This window comes from Paenibacillus sp. S29 (assembly GCF_049319765.1).
Classification (GTDB): domain Bacteria; phylum Bacillota; class Bacilli; order Paenibacillales; family Paenibacillaceae; genus Paenibacillus; species Paenibacillus polymyxa_B.
In genome coordinates, this window is sequence record NZ_JBMOUI010000004.1 from 306,885 (window position 1) to 325,024 (window position 18,140).

An 18,140-nucleotide genomic window follows, 5' to 3' on the forward strand; every position below is an offset into this window, starting at 1 on the left:
TCAGCACTACAGATTCCACCCTAGTATAGTGACTATTGATTCATCACGCATGCCTGCGAAGCCGCAGGCATGTTTTTATTGCCCGTTTGTTCATAGGAAGAATCGTTGACGCTCATCCACTTTTTAATTCTCTTGTTAGCTATAGTACACTAGATATGCAAGATTAGATCAAGATAAAAGAAATGAGATGATCGGATGGAACAGAAAATTAAGGTATTGGCTATATCGGGTAGCCTTCGTCAAAAATCCTCCAATACAGCGCTTATGAAGGCTACTATGGGGCTGGCTTCTGAAAATATGATGTTCACAGTCTATGATGGATTGGGGGGCCTTCCGCATTTTAACCCTGACTTGGATGTAGATGAGGGGTCAGCTTCCGTAAGAGAGCTACGGGAACAATTGAAACAAGTGGATGGAGTGCTGATCTGTACACCGGAATATGGGAATGGGGTGCCGGGTGCTTTGAAAAATGCCTTGGATTGGCTCGTATCTTCAGGTGAATTTGTAAATAAACCAACAGCGGTCATTAGCGCGTCACCGTCTCCTATGGGCGGCCATCTGGCGCATGCCTCGCTGCTGCTCACATTGCAAATGATCAATGCAGAGATGGTGGAGAATGGAAAGGTCATTATTCCGTATATCACCTTGAAGCTAAATCAGGAAGGTGAAATTACAAACGCTGAAACTAGGCAGGAGCTAGAAGCATTACTTCAAGGGCTTGAGCAAGCTTGCTTAAGCACAGGAACTCTTTAGATTTTTGAAGTTTAATTAAGAAAAAGTAGCGGCAGTCTAAGATTTCATTATCACCTTCGAAGCTGCCGCTTCCTCTTTTAATTAATTTTAAAGTTTGAATTTTAAACGGTGTCCAATAAGTTCTCGTATACCTTTAATCGGGCATATACCGTTTCGAGTATGGGGTAAACAGTACTACTGGTTGAAGCCAATGCAAGCAGTGAACCATGTAGATGACTGGCTTCAATCGGAAGCTTTTTATGCATATCGCGTTGCATGGATGACATCATCTCAGGTCGTAAGGATTCCATCGTTTTCAGTGTATGAGCTTCCATCTCTGAATCAATCGGCATCCCCGCGTTGCGAGCAAGTGTGACAATCTCATGCAGCAGCTTTTCGTATATAGCTCGTGACTCTGCCGTGGCAAGTATAGTCCCAACCGAGGCATCCATCAGTGTTGTAATTGCACTCAAGCTGGCAACGAATATATATTTCTGCCAAACTTCACGCTGAATATCGTGACTTCGTGCCACTGTGAAGCCTGCATGATCAAGATGATTCAGCAGCAGTTGTGTACGCTCTGATTGCACTCCGTTCCATTCACCGAAGACGATACGGTGGAACGGACTTGTCTGAACAATAGAACCATCATGATCCAACGTAGTTTCAATATAACAAAGTCCGCCCAGCACTTTTTCAGATCCGAATTGTTTGCGCAAAAAGTCAAAATGTTCGTAACCATTAAGTAACGGAAGAATCATGGTATGATCACCGACATAAGGCTCAAGATCGAATTGCAATTGGGGAAGATGATACGCTTTAACTGAAATGATAATACAGTCGAACGGATCGGCAGCTTCACCATTTGTAATAGCACGGATTGGCGTCTGGAAATCTCCATGAACACTTCTAACAATCAGACCGTCTTCTGCCAACTGAGATTTTTTTGAAGGGCGTACGAGGAAGGTCACGTCTTCTCCTTTTTGAACAAGAAGTCCCCCGAAATAGCCTCCAATCGCCCCTGCACCTACAATCAGAAATCGCATTATAGGGTCCCTGCCTTTACTTTTGCATTCCCGTATAATCCTTCTACTACGTTCTCATCTGCCTTAAAAACATGCTCCTCGCCCGGAAAAGAACGATTCTTCACGTCTTCGACATATTGCCCGATGCTGTTACGAATCAAACCACCTATATCCGAATAGGTTTTTACGAACTTTTTCTCCCGGTAAGGAGCTGAATATTGTAACATGTCATGATATACCAAAACCTGGCCATCACAGTATCTCCCCGCACCGATGCCAATGACCGGAATAGATATCTCCTGGGTGATGTTCTTCGCCACTTCCTCTGTCACCAGTTCCAGCACGATGGCAAAAGCTCCCGCTTGCTCCAGGGCCCGGGCATCATTTAGAAGGCGCTCAGCGGCCTGTGAGTTTTTACCTTGAATGAAGTATCCGCCGATTTGATGCACAGACTGTGGTGTAAGTCCGATATGTCCCAGCAGGGGAACGCCAGATTGAACAATTCGCTTCACGGTGTCGCAAATTTCCATGCCCCCTTCTAGTTTCACGGCATGGGCATGTCCCTCTTGCATGAGCCTGCGCACATTAGTAAGGGCTTCTTGACTACTCCCATGGTACGTCATAAATGGCATATCCGCGACAATAAAAGTATGTTCCGCACCGCGCACGACAGACCGTGTATGATAGACCATATCATCCATAGTGACGGGCAGTGTGGAGTTATAATTAGATAACACATTACCTACGGAATCACCGACAAGGATGATATCGATCCCGGCTTCCTCAGCCAAACGAGCAGATGGATAGTCATACGCCGTAATCATACTTATGGGTGAACCTTCTTGTTTCATTTTCTTCAATTGCAAAATATTAAGTGCTTTCGAGGTTGCCATGGTTGCATTCAAATCCTTTCCTACCTTTATTTTAGATCACAAAAAAAACCTTTCAGCACGTGGCTGAAAAGGTCCGAAAGGCAAAAAAAGAGTCAATTTGCGACCGTTCTTTTGTCTCGGTCCTTGCGGATCAGAGCAAAATCCAACGAGTTCACCTCCATAGGCTCACACATCTACATATTGAATTACACTAACTAGAGTACCGTTCGAATGTATCGATACAGCCTCTCACGGAAGTATACCAAAATATAGGGCTGTTGCATAACATTCTCTACTATATGAACAAAACAAGCCCCTCTAACTTTCTATTCGGAAGTGAAGGACTGTCAGCTTGTAGATACAGTATGTAAAATATCGCTAAATCTTTAGGGCGTGTATGAAGTCATGGACGGTCGATAAATTCATATAGAAAGGATTGACCCTCCCGATAGAAACGCCTTTTTGCTTGCGCGTCATATCTGGCTTTTTGACTGCGCGGTATAAGGCCAAGCCAAACAATGTGTGTGTGAGGGTATCCATAATGACTCTCCTTTTAGCACAGTTCCCCTAATTGTAGCATGGACCCGGTGTATTCGGAGTGCACGGAGGTGATATAATAGGGCGCAAATAGGTTCATAGTTCGACAACTTGGAGCAGAGGAGAGAAGGCTGGTGTTTGAGCAAATTGTAGCATATGGTCTGAGCCAAAAAGAGGCTGTTAAGGATTATCCATTTGGTGCTGATCCCCTGGTACTAAAAGTAGGGGGCAAGATGTTTGCACTTCTAACTGAAAAGGATGACATTTGCCACGTATCCTTGAAATGTGATCCAGTCATTGCAGTAAATCTGCGTGAACAAAACAAGGCGATTAAGCCAGGCTATCATTTGAATAAAAAGCATTGGAATACGATTGAGGTTGATGCTACCTTCCCACTGGAAGATTTGTACAGCATGATCGATCATTCGTATGAGCTGGTCTTCAAGAGCTTAACCAAAGCGCAACGCGAAGCGATTACGATGAGAATACGGGCAACGGATCTGTAAAGGGCTGGTATAAGCCCTTAGGTTGTATCCAAAAATACTTATTAACATTATTATAGTTTTACTTGACAGAAATCACGAATGGATATATTCTTAATTTAAAGATAATTCATTTGAAAATAATATCAAGGAGTGGAACTTAACATGAGCGAACTGGTGAATATTATTCAAGAGAGAAGATCAGCTTCTAAATTTATTCCTGATGTTACTATAGATGCAAAAGAACTAGAAGAAATATTTCAGCTGGTGAAGTTTGCTCCATCGGCTTTCAATTTACAGCATGCGCGTTATATCGTAGTGCAGGATGCTGATACCAAACAAAGACTGCATGATGAGGCAAGTAAGCAGTATAAAATATTAACGGCTTCGGCGACCATTGTAGTGCTGGGGGATACAGAAGCTTATACCAAGGTAGCTGACCTCAACGAAGGATTCCTGAATTTAGGTGTCCTGAGCAAGCAGGAATATGATAGTACAGTGGAATCGGTAACTCAGTTTTATCGCGAGCGGGGACCTGTCTTCCAGAGAGAAGAAGCGATCCGTAATGCCAGCCTGTCGGCTATGCAATTGATGTTGATTGCCAAGGACAAAGGCTGGGATACGTGCCCGATGATCGGTTTTGATCCGGCGAAGGTGCAGGAAGTACTGAATATTCCAGAGCAATTTGTACCGGTAATGATGATTACCTTGGGTAAAGAGGACGAATCGGGTCAGCGGGCACGGGGATACCGCAAGCCGGTTGGACAATTTGTCAGCTACAATGGATTTTGAAATTTGTAAATCATTTGTGTAAATAAATCAACATGTTAATGAAGGAGTGATAAAGATGTCATTGAAAACCGCTGGAATTCACCATATCACGTCCTTTGCAGGCGACCCGCAGGGCAACGTTGATTTTTACGCAGGCGTGCTTGGTTTGCGATTGATTAAAAAGACGATCAACTTTGATGCTCCAGAAGTATACCATTTGTACTTTGGTAATGAAGAGGGCAGCCCGGGCACGATCATTACTTTTTTTCCAGCTCCGGGTACACGCAAGGGTAAGATTGGAGGCGGACAGGTCGGGATTACGACGTATGTTGTGCCGTCCGGTGCTTTGGAATACTGGGAAAACCGTCTGCACAGCTTGAAAGTATCTTTCACGAAGGCCACTCGTTTTGGCGAGTCATTCATCCAGTTCCGAGACAACGAGGGCTTGCATCTGGAGTTGGTGGAGCGGGAAGATGGCCCGTTGAACACGTGGATAGCCGGGGGTGTGCCTACGGATAAAGCTATCAAGGGCTTTGGCGGGGCGGTACTGTACAGTGCGGATTCCAAGCATACGCAAGGGGTGTTGGAGAACGTCCTGGGGATGACTCTCATCGGAGAAGACGCAAATGCAGGCTACATCCGCTATCAGACGACAGGTGATTTGGGCAACCTGATCGATATTCCGGTCAAAGATGTCCCGTGGGGGAATGGCGGCGCCGGTACGGTTCACCATATTGCCTGGCGCGCGCAGGATGATACGGAGCATCAGGCGTGGAACGAATGGGTTCATCAGCATGGTTTTGGGACCAGTGGTATTGTAGATCGCCAATACTTCAATGCCGTATACTTCCGCGAGCGGGGCGGTATTTTATTCGAGATCGCAACCGATCCACCCGGATTTACCGTGGATGAGGAATTGAATGAGTTGGGACATAAGCTGATGCTGCCTGAATGGTATGAGCCTCAGCGTACCCAGATTGAGTCTAACCTGGTTCCCATTGAACCTAGAGTATTAAAACAGGATTAATCTGTTTGATCCAAACAATCATATTAGAACGAAAAAGGTCCAATGCGGGAAAATTTCTACCGTCAATTGGACCTTTTTTGCATGTGGAATTGTCATACTAACGTAAAAATAAGCGTGGAGAGTTGGCTAGATCATGAGCAGTTCACGGATCTCCAGCTCGGTCAGTGCCGAAAGGGTTTCTTGTCCCGGCTGAATGACCTGGTCGATCATGTTTTTCTTTTTTTGTTGCAGCTCATACATTTTGTCCTCTACCGTACCTTGGGCGACGAGACGAATAACCTGCACGACTTTTTTCTGGCCCATTCGGTGTGCTCGGTTGGTAGCCTGCTCCTCTACAGCGGGATTCCACCACAGGTCATACAAAATGACCGTATCTGCACCAGTGAGATTCAGGCCAGTGCCTCCTGCTTTTAGGGAAATCAGGAACAGCTCGCGTTCTCCTTCGTTGAAGCGACTGCACAACTCGACTCGTTCCAGAGCAGGAGTCTGCCCATCCAGGTAAAAGTAGGACACCCCTTCTCGAGCAAGCTCGCGTCCGATCATTTGAAGCATTGTGGTGAACTGTGAAAAAATGAGCATCCGTTTCCCGGAGCTGAGACATTCCGTAATGATCTCCAACAGCTGTTCAAATTTGGCAGAGCTTCCCGTATATCCTTCGATGAACAAGCCCGGATGACAACAGAGCTGACGAAGTCGAGTCAGACCGGCGAGAATTTTGATACGATTTTTCTGAAATCCTTCCTCGTTGAGATGCTTCAACGTTTCATGCTGAAGCTTGGCCAGATAGGCGGTGTACAGCTTTTTTTGATCTGGCAGAAGCCGGGATACCTGCACGGATTCGATTTTCTCCGGCAGCTCCTTGAGGACATCACTCTTAAGACGGCGCAGCAAAAACGGACGAACCCGCTTGGCGATCACATTTCGAGGCAGGTTGTGAAACGCTCTTTTCCCGCCGGGAAATAGCGCAGGAAATACAACGTCAAAGATGGACCACAGCTCCTCCAATGTATTTTCTACGGGCGTTCCTGTCAGGGCAAAACGGTAACGAGCTTTTACATCCTTAACAGCCTGTGCCGTCTGGGTGGCATGGTTCTTGAAAGCCTGCGCCTCGTCCAGAATGAGCGTATGAAACGATGGCTTGCTGTACACATCTGCATCGCGCCGTAGCAGCGGATAGGACGTAATGACGACGTCATAACTGGCGGCATCCCGTATGATTCGGCCGCGTTCTTCCGGGCTGCCATCTGCGATAGTGACGCGGACGTGTGGAGCAAATTTCTCCAGCTCATTCCGCCAGTTGTACACCAGTGATGCAGGGGACACGATCATGGCTGGAAGCTGCTGGCTGCGAATCTCCGGCAATACTGAGACGAGAAAGGCGATACTTTGCAGCGTTTTACCCAGCCCCATATCATCTGCCAAAATGCCCCCAAAACGGTAATGCGCCAATGTCTTAAGCCATTGAAAGCCGTAAACCTGATAATCTCTCAAGATTGGGGCAAGCATGTCTGGAACTGGAAAGTCGAGATGGTCTGGGTTGCGTATATTTTCCAGTAGCTGGCGAAAGGTTTTACCCAAAGTCAGATTTTTTCCATGATCGTGAGGATCAATTAAGTACAGTCCTTGCGTGACGGGAACACGAATTTGTGCTGCATCCAGATCACTTTTGCGGATACCTGTTTCATTCATGAACCGAATCAATTCCTTGTACTCTTCTGTTTCGAGCGGCAGCAAGGCACCATTCGGCAGACGGTGATATTTCTGTTTTTCCTCTAACGATTTGAGCAGTTTGCGAATTTCCGGTTCCGGTATGCCCTCCATATCAAATTTAAATTCAAGCCAATCTGTACGTTCATCCCACTCCGCGCGTATCCTTGGGGTAGGCAGAGTATTGTTTATTTTTGCTTTGACTGCACCTGTAGCATAGACGTCCAGCAGCTTTTCCAGCTGCGGAACAGTATGATACAAAAAATCATACTCTGCATCTTCATCTTCCATAAAATATCCGCTATCTGTTCTGGCAAAGGAGCTATGCTCCATCAGCTCCAAAATCCGCTGCTCCTGTTCCCCATCACGTATTAGAATTCGGTCGATACCAGGCGTTCGTGTATCTGTTTCCAGCGGGTTGATGATGATATCCCCATATTGGAACTCCAGCCCTGCCAGCAGCTTGTCTCTTACCCGGTCCAGATATAGCTTTGCCTTCAATGGCTGCTGTGTGACCCGATCTGAGACGGACCGAGTCATATGAACACGTCCGAGCTTCATTAACCCGGGTACAACCTTGTCCATAAAAGATTCCATCTGCTCTGGCGCAATCTGAACTTTTCGCCTGTGGTGTACTTCTACCATCCGTTTTAGCTCGGACAAACGCCGTAAGGGATCGGCTTTCTGTTTGACAAGCTTGCCATCGGCAATGACGACTCCATAGTCTTCCATGATGGTCAAGTCATCCAATCCTTGAATGCTTAGCTGGTAGCCTTCGATTTCGGCCTCATCAAATTCAAATTGCAGCGGAAGCATCAGGTCGGACTGGGGAATACCCTCGCTCATGTTTCCGTGAATTTCAAAGTAGACGCCCTGTGCTGCTGTCAGCAAGGGGAGCAGCTTTTCCCAAGCCGCAGGCGGGATGAGGAGCATTCGCTCGCCGCTCATATGACTACTGGAAGATGAATACGTACCTGAGGTTTCCCGAATCATGCGCTCATGGTGGCACACCTGGGATAATTGCTGGAGAATAGCGTCATGTTCAGGTCGGAAGCGGTACAACTCAGGCTCGTACGAGAAGCTTTTCGTGAACATGTAGCTATCCCCACGGTCAATACTATCCAGAAACGGACGAATTTTCTGGACGATATATAATCGTTTGGGCCCAGCCTTCATTTCCACACCAAACATATATTTTTGGTAACCGTAGGCAAAAGGCCGGATGATGAACTGAAAATCCAAGGCCGCGCGAGTATCCAGCAGGGTTGGTGTGCTGCGAAGCGGTCGCTTGCGGTCAAATAGTTTTAACATACTGTCGGTCAGCTGGAGATCGCCTCGTGTGATGTCAGAGGATCGTGCCGTTCTAGCAGTGTGATCATATGGAGCATCTGTAGATGTGTACATCCCGTCTGAATCCATGCTTCCTGCTGTATCTGGGGCAGTACCAGGATGAAGCCTGGAGGCATAGGAGCGCACAGACAGACTTTTTCCACGGCGTATATCATGGGCGTTAAGGAGAACAGCTGCGATATGTTTACAATATCGTCCAGTGTTCTGAAATGTGCTACAGGTGCATTCTGCTCGGATACTTCCATTGGATCGGATCATCGCCGCAACAGCATAAAAGCTGCTTCCTTTGACCGTAGCTTCGTACACACCTTCATCATGATCTATTTGTGTAAAGGCCACTCTTTTGGCCCGGTAATAGGCATCCCCGTCGTCATAAGCGGCTTGACTGCATAGTTGTCTGATGGCTCGCCGGGTAAGTTCAAAACTCATGATTCGTAATCCTTTCCTGGGTTATTCCGTTTTCTTACATGATAACAGAACAGACAGGAGGATGGACACTTGGGTGCTTATCTGTGGGTTAGAGAAGTTTTTACAAGCTGCACATAGCAGGATACAATGGAAGTGTTAAAGAAAGGAGACGGATACCTTTGCAAAATGAAGAGAAAAAGACCGATTCCAAATCCGGCTCATCCAAATGGTACCTTGGTAGTGCAGCAGCATTGCTTCTTCTGAAAGGTAAGTCGTTACTTGCCCTTTTAAAATTCAGTAAATTTGGCGGTGCGCTGATATCTATGGCGATAACGATTAGCACATATGCGATCATTTACCCGTGGGGATTTGCGGTTGGATTCGTGTTGCTGTTGTTTGTGCATGAGCTGGGACATGTATTGGCTGCCAAGCGCAAGGGGCTTCCCGTGTCAGCACCGTTATTTATTCCTTTTCTCGGTGCGCTGATCACAATGAAACGGCAACCTTTGGATGCGCAGACAGAGGCTTATGTAGCCATGGGCGGCCCGTTACTGGGGACGGTTGGGGCTATGGCGGTATACGCAGGAGCCTATGCAACAGACAGTCCCCTGTTGTATGCGCTCTCGTATGTCGGCTTTTTCCTGAACCTGATCAACCTGCTGCCGATTCATCCACTCGACGGAGGACGGATTTCCACAGCAGTGACGCGTTGGCTGTGGCTGGTGGGCTTATTGGGTGGAATTGTAGTCGTAGTATATTTAAAATCCTTTTTATTTTTCTTCATATGGGCGTTCTTTGCCTACGATTTGTACAAAAAATATGTTAAACGCAATAAAGGAGAGGTCAAGATCCAATCCTTTTTGCAAAAGCCGCTGGTGAACGTACAGCATCTGTATGAGCAAGGATATCCACTGCCCGGACCGGAGCACACACGCAGATTATCCTTTAATACCTACTCGGATTTGGAGGGGCAGCAATATGTGACGGTGTATATGGAAAGTTTGGATGTGGAGCAGACACTTAAGCTGCCGCAGCAGTGTCTTGTCCAGCATGTATGGCTGAACGGTGTGGAACATATACCGACGCCGGATGCGTACCAGCTCAGATTGCTGTGTGGGATTGATTACATTCCGTTTGAAAATGATAAATATTACGAAGTGCCCGCATCATCGCGCTGGAAATTTGGCATCAGTTACTTAGCTTTGGCCGTATTCCTGATGGGGATGATGTATGTGGTGCACCAGCATATAGGGGATATTAGGCTGTGATCTGAATAATGAGTGCTTGGTCAAGATTTTAGATCATTAAGGCAACGGTACAGCTTATAGAAAATAGAGACAAAAGAGCGTGACAACCGCGATATTCGGTGTCACGCTCTTTTTTTGGTTGAATAACACGGTGGAGCTTTTGCTATCCGTCCTTATATCTTAATCCTTTGTTCATCAGTAATCGGTTTTAACGTCTGGCGGTATTTAAGTGGGCTGGTGCCTGTCCAGCGCTTGAACTGTCTGCTGAAATGAGCCAGACTGGAGTATCCGAGCAGGGAAGCTACCTTGTTGAGTGGCAGATTGGGTTGCTGGATCAGCACCTTAGCCTCATGCAGCTTGGTCTCCGATAGATAGTGACGTGGAGAATAACCGTATACCTTGCGGAACACTTCCTGGGCATAGCCGGGACTGATCCCGAGGGAAGCCGCCACATCTTCAAGACGGAATGCTTGCTCGCCAGATTCATCTTCCCGATAAGGCTTAAACCTTGATTGAATGGCTTCCATGATGGCCTTGGCATATTGAACGGATGAAGGCGCAATTCTGGGCTCCAAACCGGTAGATATCAATTGCGAGAATATCCCGAATAGCTCAAATAAGGCAATTTGCATACGAAAACGGTCTGCTGTCGTATATTCTCCGCTTTCCTGCACCATGCCAATCCAGCTATGGACGACCTTTTGCAGCTTGGTATTCGTTTCAGTACCCGCTGGAAAAAAGAGCTGATTGCTCTTAATCATTTCCTGACGGAATAATGGATCATCGACATTAAAATGAGAGCTAAAATAGTACATGCCGTTTGGGGAAACACATTGACTCACATGCTTGAAACCCGGCGGAATAATTAAAATATCACCTTCCCCAACCGAATATACGTTATTTTCCATAATCGTTTCCTGACGACCTTCTAAAATGAGTGCAATTTCAAAACCGATATGAGATTCCTCCGGCATGCACCAATCCGCTTGGACCCGGTGAATATGGGCGCCAAAAAATTTCACATTCCAGTCAATAATGGGCAGCCATTGGCAATCATGAAATAGAGCTGGATCAACATCAGGATTTAATATCATCAGATCACCTTCGATTAGGGCAAATTTTACACCGCTTAGACAATCTCATTGTATCTAACATTTAACTATAATAAAAGAGCGTTTACAAATGCTATAGTATAAGCTTTTATATATAAAAGAAAGCGCTTGCTCTGCTATTTATACGGATTATGTTGGCATATCTGTTTCTATTATCAGTACTTTATTCGTACTAGCCCGTATATGGGATGCACTTAGCGCTCCGATCTTCAGCGTGATCATTGACCGGGCCAATCTAAAGAGCGGCTTGGTTCGTCTATATCTTGCACTTCGAAGCGACTGGAATCGAATTTTGCAAAATCCTAACGAACCTAATTGGAGGACGACTTGATGAAAAAGCTACTGTACGGTGTTGCCTATTATGATGAATATATGCCATATGACCGTTTGGACCAGGATATCCAAATGATGAAGGATGCGGGCATCAATGTGGTGCGGATTGCCGAATCTACTTGGAGTACGCATGAACCGCAAAACGGCGTGTTTGATTTTACCTCTGTGGATCGGGTGCTGGACGCCATGCATAAGGCGGGCATCGAAGTCATTGTGGGAACGCCCACCTATGCCGTACCCACATGGCTGGTGAAGGAGCATCCCGATGTATTGGCGACAACGCCTCAAGGTCCGGGCAAATATGGAGCTCGCCAGATTATGGACATTACGAACCCGGTGTACCTGTTCCATGCCGAGCGAATCATACGCAAGCTGATTGGGCGGGTGAGTCAGCATCCGGCGGTTATTGGCTTTCAGACGGATAACGAGACGAAGCATTACAACACAAGCGGGCCCAATGTGCAATTGCAATTTGTAAAGTATCTGCGGGAGCGGTTCGAATCGCTGGAGGAGCTAAACCGCAAATTTGGACTGGACTACTGGAGTAATCGCATCAATAGCTGGGAGGACTTTCCTTCGGTGGTCGGAACGATTAATGGAAGTTTGGGCGCAGCCTTTTCCCAATTCCAGCGCAAGCTGGTGACGGACTTTCTGGCATGGCAGGTCGCGCTGGTGAAGGAATATAAGCGGGAGGACCAATTTGTTACGCAAAACTTTGATTTTGCGTGGAAAGGCTATTCCTTTGGCATTCAGCCGGATGTGGACCATTTTGCGGCATCGCAAGCCTTTGATGTGACTGGGGTGGATATTTACCATCCATCACAGGATGACCTGACTGGCATTGAAATTTCCTTCGGTGGCGATGTAGCGCGTTCGACGAAAAATAACAACTATCTAGTGCTAGAAACGGAAGCGCAGGCTTTTACCCACTGGGTTCCCTATCCGGGGCAATTGCGTCTGCAAGCGTTCAGCCATCTGGCTTCCGGGGCCAATATGGTGGCATACTGGCACTGGCATTCCATCCATAATTCCTTCGAAACCTACTGGAAGGGTCTGTTGAGCCATGATTTTGAGTCGAATCCAGTGTATGAGGAAGCACAGACCATAGGGAAGGATTTTGCAAGATTGTCTCCGCATCTGGTCAACCTGAAAAAGAAAAATAAAACGGCGATTCTGGTCAGTAACGAAGCATTGACGTCGATTGACTGGTTTAAATTTAATATGAGTAGTCCGTTGAATTACAATGACATCGTACGTCGTTTGTATGACGAGTTGTATAAACTGAATATCGGGACGGATATCGTTCATCCAGGTACAGAATCGTTTGACGACTATGATCTCTTGATCGTCCCGGTTCTCTATTCTGCCCCAGATGCACTACTGGAGAAGCTGAACCGATATGTGGAGAAAGGTGGTCATGTGGTATACACATTCCGAAGCGGATTTACCGACGAGCATGTGCAGGTAAGAACGTCCCGGCAGCCGGGCGTGATTAGCGAAGCCTGCGGCAATCATTACAGCTTGTTCGTGGAGCCGAAGAAGGTGACGCTTAAGAATAATCCTTTTGAGGTGGCACCAGAGGACAATCAGGTAGATACGTGGATGGAACTGATTACCCCGACGACTGCTGAAGTATTGGCCTATTACGATCACCCGCATTGGGGAAAATATGCCGCAATTACGCAAAACCGCTATGGTCAGGGAACAGCGACCTATATCGGCTGTGTCGTCAGTCCGGCGGTCATCCGTGAACTATTCAGCTCTGTAACCAAAAAGGCAGGAGTATGGGGACTGGATCAGGAAGCGTCTTATCCGATCATTGTTAAATCCGGCACGAATGAGCTGGGACGGACAATCCGGTACTATTTTAACTATTCCGAACAAGCAGGCTCGGTGGTATATCCGCATGGAGACGGCAAGGAGCTGATTGGGGAGCATGCGGTTACCCAAGGACAAACGCTTACATTAGAGCCTTGGGGTGTTATAATTATCGAAGAAGCGTAAATGATGCATAGTGAGCCACAACTGACTCACGAATAATATCATATAGGTATTCTCCGGGAGTATCCGGTACATGAAGCGCCCCTGCGAATTGCGGGGCGTTTTCGCATATGGCTGAATAGAGGAGTGCATCGCTATGACAACCCGAGCAGTCCGCTGGTTCCGGGCGCTAACGGCCCCGTATCGACGTAGCATTCAGCTCAAGCTGATCTTGACGATGATTGTTCTATCTGTGCTGCCGGTCATTGCTGTCACGGTGCTGGCTGCGGAAAAAAGTAGAGCTTCCATGGAAGCTGAAGTAGTAGAGACGAACATGTCCAATATGAAATGGACGGGGATCTATATCAGCGACCAGCTAGATCGTCTAAATCATCTGATTTACAGCATTCAGATCAGCCCTGATCTGAGCGATTATTTGAATGAGCGCGAGCCTGACAATCTTTCAAGCCAATTTAATGCCCAGCGAAAAATGCTGAATACGATGGCGAATGTGTATTATTCGGCCGGAAGTCATGTGATCGGCATCCAGCTTTATTTGAAGCAATCGCAAACCTTGTTTACCTTCAATAGTATGCAAAATGAAATTACGACAGTGAGCGGTATTCCCCCACAGTATACCGAGATGTGGCAAGCGAATAAGGATTATTCGATTCGTCCAAGCTCTGCTGACCCGGAACGCTTTATTTTGACGCGCAGTATTCGGCGTTTTGAAGACCAGAAGCAGACGGGGGCTATTTCTTTGGATGTATTGTGGTCGCAATTCGATCAGACGCTGGGCCTGCTGGGACGAGGGGATCAGCATCAGGTGCTTATTACAGATGCAGATGGCGGGGTTATGTATCCAGCACAGGCTCGGCAGTCGCCTCCTCCTGCAAGTGTGCTGTCAGCTCTTCATGACGTTAAGCCGGGCCCCGGGATGATTCAAACTGCTGAACATTATGTATTCTATAATGATCTGGATGTAGTTGGGCTGAAGCTGGTCAAAATCGTACCCACTTCCTCCATTAACCACAGCGCTTTTTCAACGATGCTGTATGGTATTATCGTCGGCGTAATTTCAATCCTGGTTTCCATCTGCATTGCCGTGTTCATCGCATGGCGGACTGCACGTCCGATTGTTCATTTGGCGCGTTCCGTACAGGAGTTGGATATGATCAAAGGACCGATTGGACAGCCAAGTACACGCCCGGATGAGATTGGGCTGCTGGAAAGAAGTCTGCATGGGATGGCAGGCCGAATTCGCGAGCATATTCAGGCGGAATACAGTATAAATTTGCAAAAAAAGACGGCTGAATTGAAAGCGCTCCAAGCGCAGATTCATCCACATTTTCTGCAAAATACGCTGCAAATGATCGGAAGTATGGTGTTTTCGCAAAAGCCGGAGGACACCTATGAAGTCATTCGGTCGCTGAGTGAGATGTTCCGTTACGTGGTACGAGAACCTCAGGATTTGGCCTCTTTACGCGCAGAGCTCGACCATGTGGGACACTATATGCGCATCCAGCAACGGCGATTCCCACAAAGATTGGTGTTTCAGGTGGAGACGGAAGAACAGGCGATGGATATTCGTCTGCCTAAGCTATCACTTCAGCCATTGTTAGAAAACGCGTTTCAGCACGGTCTTGACCGAAAGGCGGGGGCATGGAGAATGGGGATTCGGGTGGAGATTATGAAAGAAGATGTGTGTATTACGGTTTGCGATAATGGAAACGGCATGGCCCCGGACAAGCTGGAAAAAGTACGGGCAAAGCTGGAAAACGAGTCGGAGGAACCGATCTGGGCGCAGGGTAGTCATATCGGATTGAGCAATGTGTCTTCACGCATACGGATGAATTTTGGAGTGCGCTACGGAGTGACGATAGATAGTGAGCAGGGAGTCGGTACACGTGTCACTATCCGCATTCCATTTACCTCAGCAGAGGAGGGAAAAGTGTGATCAGAGTATTAATTGTGGACGATGAGCCGTGGAACCGCGATATTCTAAAGACATTTGGCACATGGGAAAAACTTGGAATGTTGGTAGTGGGTGAGGCTGAAGACGGAGACGAGGCGTTCAGGCTGGTCGGGGAGTTAGCTCCCCATATTGTGATTACTGATATGCACATGCCGGGTGCGGACGGAGTGGAGCTGCTGCAAGCGCTAAATAACCATTGTCCTGATGTAAAAATCATTGTCGTGAGCGGATATGATGACTTTGCGTATGCCAAACATGCCATCCGTTACAAGGCCGTCGATTATTTGTTAAAGCCAGTCAATCCTGTAGAGCTGAATGCAGTGTTGCTCAAATGCAAAAACGATCTGGAGGTCAAGGCGGCTGAACAGCAGCAAGAAGCGACGGAGCTGGATTATGAGTTTTTTCACAAGCTGACCCGGTATAAGCAACTGCTGCGTCTTTATTTTAATGAGTTGAACCGTGACGGGGTGATCATAACTTGTAGGCAGGTTATGCAGGAGCTGGAGAGTTATGGAGCACCAAGTCCACATATGCTGGGCAGGCTGGTGCAGGAGCTTCTTTCCCTGCTAAAAGAGCTTGCAGCGGATAACGGGCTGGATACTTCTACGGCAAAGGCAGGATTCCCACTGTCGCAGGATGCCGTATCCTCTGTAGAACATGCGCTGGAACTCGTATCGTCGTGCTATGTTCAGGAACTGGATCAGCTCATTCGGCAGCGGAAATACAAAAACAAACTGAATTTAGAAGAAGTACGGCGATATATCGACAGTCACTTTGCTGGGCCGATTACACTGGAGCAGTTGGCAAAAAACTTTTTTGTGAGTAAAGAGTATATGAGCAAGGTATTTAAGCAGGAGTATGGTCAAAATGTAACGGACTACATCGTAGAGCGAAGAATGGAAAAGGCGCGGGAATGGCTGGTCAATAAACAGATTTCAATCAAAGCAGTCGCGGAGATGGCAGGATATGAGGATGTGTCTTATTTCTATCGGGTATTTAAAAAGCATTTTGGCATGGCACCCGGTGAAATGAGGAAGGAAGTTTAAAAAAGTCCAATCCAATAAGCTAAGGGTGTCCAATGGCAGAAGTGACCTCTCATTCTATAATGAAAGCGTATACAAAACGAGCAGTACAAAGGAATTTGGCCTTTATGAAGTTCGCACAGAGCTGAATAGAGGTTGAAGACCGGCGGCATAGCTGCTTTGAATAACAACTGATTTGCCGATGGGCAACGGTTATTTTCAAAATAGGGGAGGTCATTTTTCATGAAAATGTGGAAATGTGTATTGAGCACGATGCTGGTTGGCACGTTATTGGCCGGGTGTGGAGCGAATTCTTCAGGCAGTGACAGCAACGGTTCCGGTGGAGACGGCAAAACGGTGAATCTCAAAATGTTTATTGCTCAGCCCCGTTTGAAGGAGCACTACGATAAATACATTAATGCTTTCGTAGCGAAAGAGAAGAAAGATAAAAATATCGACGTTACGGTGCAACTGGAGATGCCGCCTGCTGACAACGCCGCACAAATTTTGAAGACAAGACTTGCATCCAACGATGCGCCGGACGTATTTGCATTGCACGCGGTGAATGAAATTCCTCCGTTTTATAAAGCGGGCTATTTGGAGGATTTGTCCGGTCAGCCTTTTGTTAACAAATTGATGGATAGTGTGAAGCCTTCGGTGACAACCAAAGACGGAAAGGTCGTAGCGGTTCCTTTGGAGACGATCTCATGGGGCTATTTGTACAATAAAAAGATATTTAAGGATTTGGATTTGCAGCCGCCGGGAACGTTGACCGAAATGAAGGCTGTGGTCGAGAAGCTGAAAGCGAATAATGTGAAACCGTTCCTGTTGTCTTACAAGGAATCCTGGATTCCACAGCTGTTCGTGCCTCTGACAGCAGGTGCGATGATGAACACACAGAATAAAGATTTTATCGAACGGATGAATCAGGACCAAGGCTCCTTTTCCGAAATGAAGAGCATGTTCGATATTATTGATCTGGTGAATAGCAACGGTACTGACAAGGCGCTGGAAATCGGCGGGGATGATGGATCGGCTGCGTTTGCCTCGGGTAAAGCGGCGATGTGGATTCAGGGACCGTGGTTTGCGGAAACGATTTTAAAATCTGATCCGAAGATGGATTTTGGGGTAGCAGCGCTGCCGATCAATGACGATCCCAATGCGACATTGATCAATTTGTCCACTTCGACTTCACTGGCTGTATCCTCCACAAGCAAGAACAAGGAGGTTGCGCTCGATTTTGTTAACTATGTGCTGGATGACAAGGATTCTAGCGCGTTCTATGAAGCATTGAAATTTAACCCGATCTCCAAAGTGCATACGTTTAAAAGCTATCCTTGGGTTAATGACGCTACCGAATACGTAAAAGCAGGCAAGTCGTACCAAGATCCATCTATCCCGCAAGCGGTTAAGGACGAGGCAGGCAAATCGCTACAATCCTATTATGCTGGTCAGCTCACGCAGGATGATGTCATTAAGGCGCTGGATAAGGCATGGAAATCGTATAACAAAGTGAACAAGTAACGGTAACCTATAGAATTACACCAGGAGGGAGAGACT

The 18,140-nt window shown here is 46.9% G+C and carries 14 protein-coding genes; 10 read left to right on the forward strand and 4 right to left on the reverse strand.

Going from position 1 to position 18,140, the window contains the following annotated elements; translation table 11 throughout:
* The first annotated feature begins 195 nt into the window (after positions 1-195).
* Complete coding sequence (locus tag ACL9RM_RS09150; RefSeq protein ID WP_250267403.1) at positions 196-753, forward strand: NADPH-dependent FMN reductase; 558 nt, start codon at positions 196-198, stop codon at positions 751-753.
* A 101-nt stretch (positions 754-854) separates the two neighbouring features.
* On the opposite strand, the gene ACL9RM_RS09155 is transcribed toward ACL9RM_RS09150, so the two are convergent.
* Entirely contained in the window at positions 855-1,778 is a 924-nt protein-coding gene (locus ACL9RM_RS09155) for a ketopantoate reductase family protein (protein ID WP_250267404.1), read from the reverse strand.
* Complete coding sequence (gene panB / locus ACL9RM_RS09160; protein WP_250267405.1) at positions 1,778-2,650, reverse strand: 3-methyl-2-oxobutanoate hydroxymethyltransferase; 873 nt, start codon at positions 2,648-2,650, stop codon at positions 1,778-1,780. The genes ACL9RM_RS09155 and panB overlap by 1 nt, the downstream gene beginning before the upstream one ends.
* A gap of 650 nt (positions 2,651-3,300) precedes the next feature.
* Here panB and ACL9RM_RS09165 point away from each other — a divergent pair.
* The 3 genes from ACL9RM_RS09165 to ACL9RM_RS09175 all read left to right on the forward strand — a co-directional run bounded on the left by ACL9RM_RS09165 (position 3,301) and on the right by ACL9RM_RS09175 (position 5,446).
* A complete protein-coding gene (locus tag ACL9RM_RS09165; RefSeq protein WP_165178939.1) occupies positions 3,301-3,672 on the forward strand; it encodes an MmcQ/YjbR family DNA-binding protein in 372 nt (123 codons plus the stop codon).
* A 141-nt stretch (positions 3,673-3,813) separates the two neighbouring features.
* Complete coding sequence (locus ACL9RM_RS09170) at positions 3,814-4,440, forward strand: nitroreductase family protein (RefSeq protein ID WP_039270528.1); 627 nt, start codon at positions 3,814-3,816, stop codon at positions 4,438-4,440.
* Positions 4,441-4,495: 55 nt separating this feature from the next.
* Entirely contained in the window at positions 4,496-5,446 is a 951-nt protein-coding gene (locus ACL9RM_RS09175) for a ring-cleaving dioxygenase (protein ID WP_069291053.1), read from the forward strand.
* 126 nt (positions 5,447-5,572) lie between these two features.
* On the opposite strand, the gene ACL9RM_RS09180 is transcribed toward ACL9RM_RS09175, so the two are convergent.
* On the reverse strand, positions 5,573-8,932 hold the full coding sequence (locus ACL9RM_RS09180; protein ID WP_250267406.1) for an SNF2 helicase associated domain-containing protein: 3,360 nt from the start codon (positions 8,930-8,932) through the stop codon (positions 5,573-5,575).
* Positions 8,933-9,090: 158 nt separating this feature from the next.
* Between ACL9RM_RS09180 and ACL9RM_RS09185 the strand changes: the two genes are divergently transcribed.
* Positions 9,091-10,179 (forward strand): site-2 protease family protein, encoded by a 1,089-nt coding sequence (locus ACL9RM_RS09185; protein ID WP_250267407.1) that lies wholly within the window; start codon positions 9,091-9,093, stop codon positions 10,177-10,179.
* A gap of 152 nt (positions 10,180-10,331) precedes the next feature.
* Here ACL9RM_RS09185 and ACL9RM_RS09190 read toward each other — a convergent pair whose 3' ends face one another.
* Positions 10,332-11,252 carry an AraC family transcriptional regulator gene (locus ACL9RM_RS09190; protein WP_250267408.1) on the reverse strand — a complete coding sequence of 307 codons (921 nt, stop codon included), beginning with the start codon at positions 11,250-11,252 and terminating at the stop codon, positions 10,332-10,334.
* A gap of 136 nt (positions 11,253-11,388) precedes the next feature.
* On the opposite strand from ACL9RM_RS09190, the gene ACL9RM_RS09195 reads away from it, so the two are divergent.
* The 5 genes from ACL9RM_RS09195 to ACL9RM_RS09215 all read left to right on the forward strand — a co-directional run bounded on the left by ACL9RM_RS09195 (position 11,389) and on the right by ACL9RM_RS09215 (position 18,104).
* Positions 11,389-11,601, forward strand: coding sequence for an MFS transporter (locus tag ACL9RM_RS09195; protein ID WP_323873198.1), 213 nt, complete (start codon positions 11,389-11,391; stop codon positions 11,599-11,601).
* The gene (locus tag ACL9RM_RS09200; protein WP_250267409.1) at positions 11,601-13,607 is read left to right on the forward strand and encodes a beta-galactosidase; all 2,007 of its coding nucleotides are present in this window, start codon (positions 11,601-11,603) and stop codon (positions 13,605-13,607) included. Before ACL9RM_RS09195 ends, ACL9RM_RS09200 begins: the two co-directional genes overlap by 1 nt.
* Before the next feature lie 133 nt (positions 13,608-13,740).
* Entirely contained in the window at positions 13,741-15,540 is a 1,800-nt protein-coding gene (locus ACL9RM_RS09205) for a sensor histidine kinase (protein WP_414126261.1), read from the forward strand.
* Positions 15,537-16,604 (forward strand): response regulator, encoded by a 1,068-nt coding sequence (locus ACL9RM_RS09210; protein ID WP_414126260.1) that lies wholly within the window; start codon positions 15,537-15,539, stop codon positions 16,602-16,604. Before ACL9RM_RS09205 ends, ACL9RM_RS09210 begins: the two co-directional genes overlap by 4 nt.
* Positions 16,605-16,823: 219 nt before the next feature.
* Positions 16,824-18,104, forward strand: coding sequence for an ABC transporter substrate-binding protein (locus ACL9RM_RS09215; protein WP_414126259.1), 1,281 nt, complete (start codon positions 16,824-16,826; stop codon positions 18,102-18,104).
* The last annotated feature ends 36 nt before the right edge of the window (positions 18,105-18,140 follow it).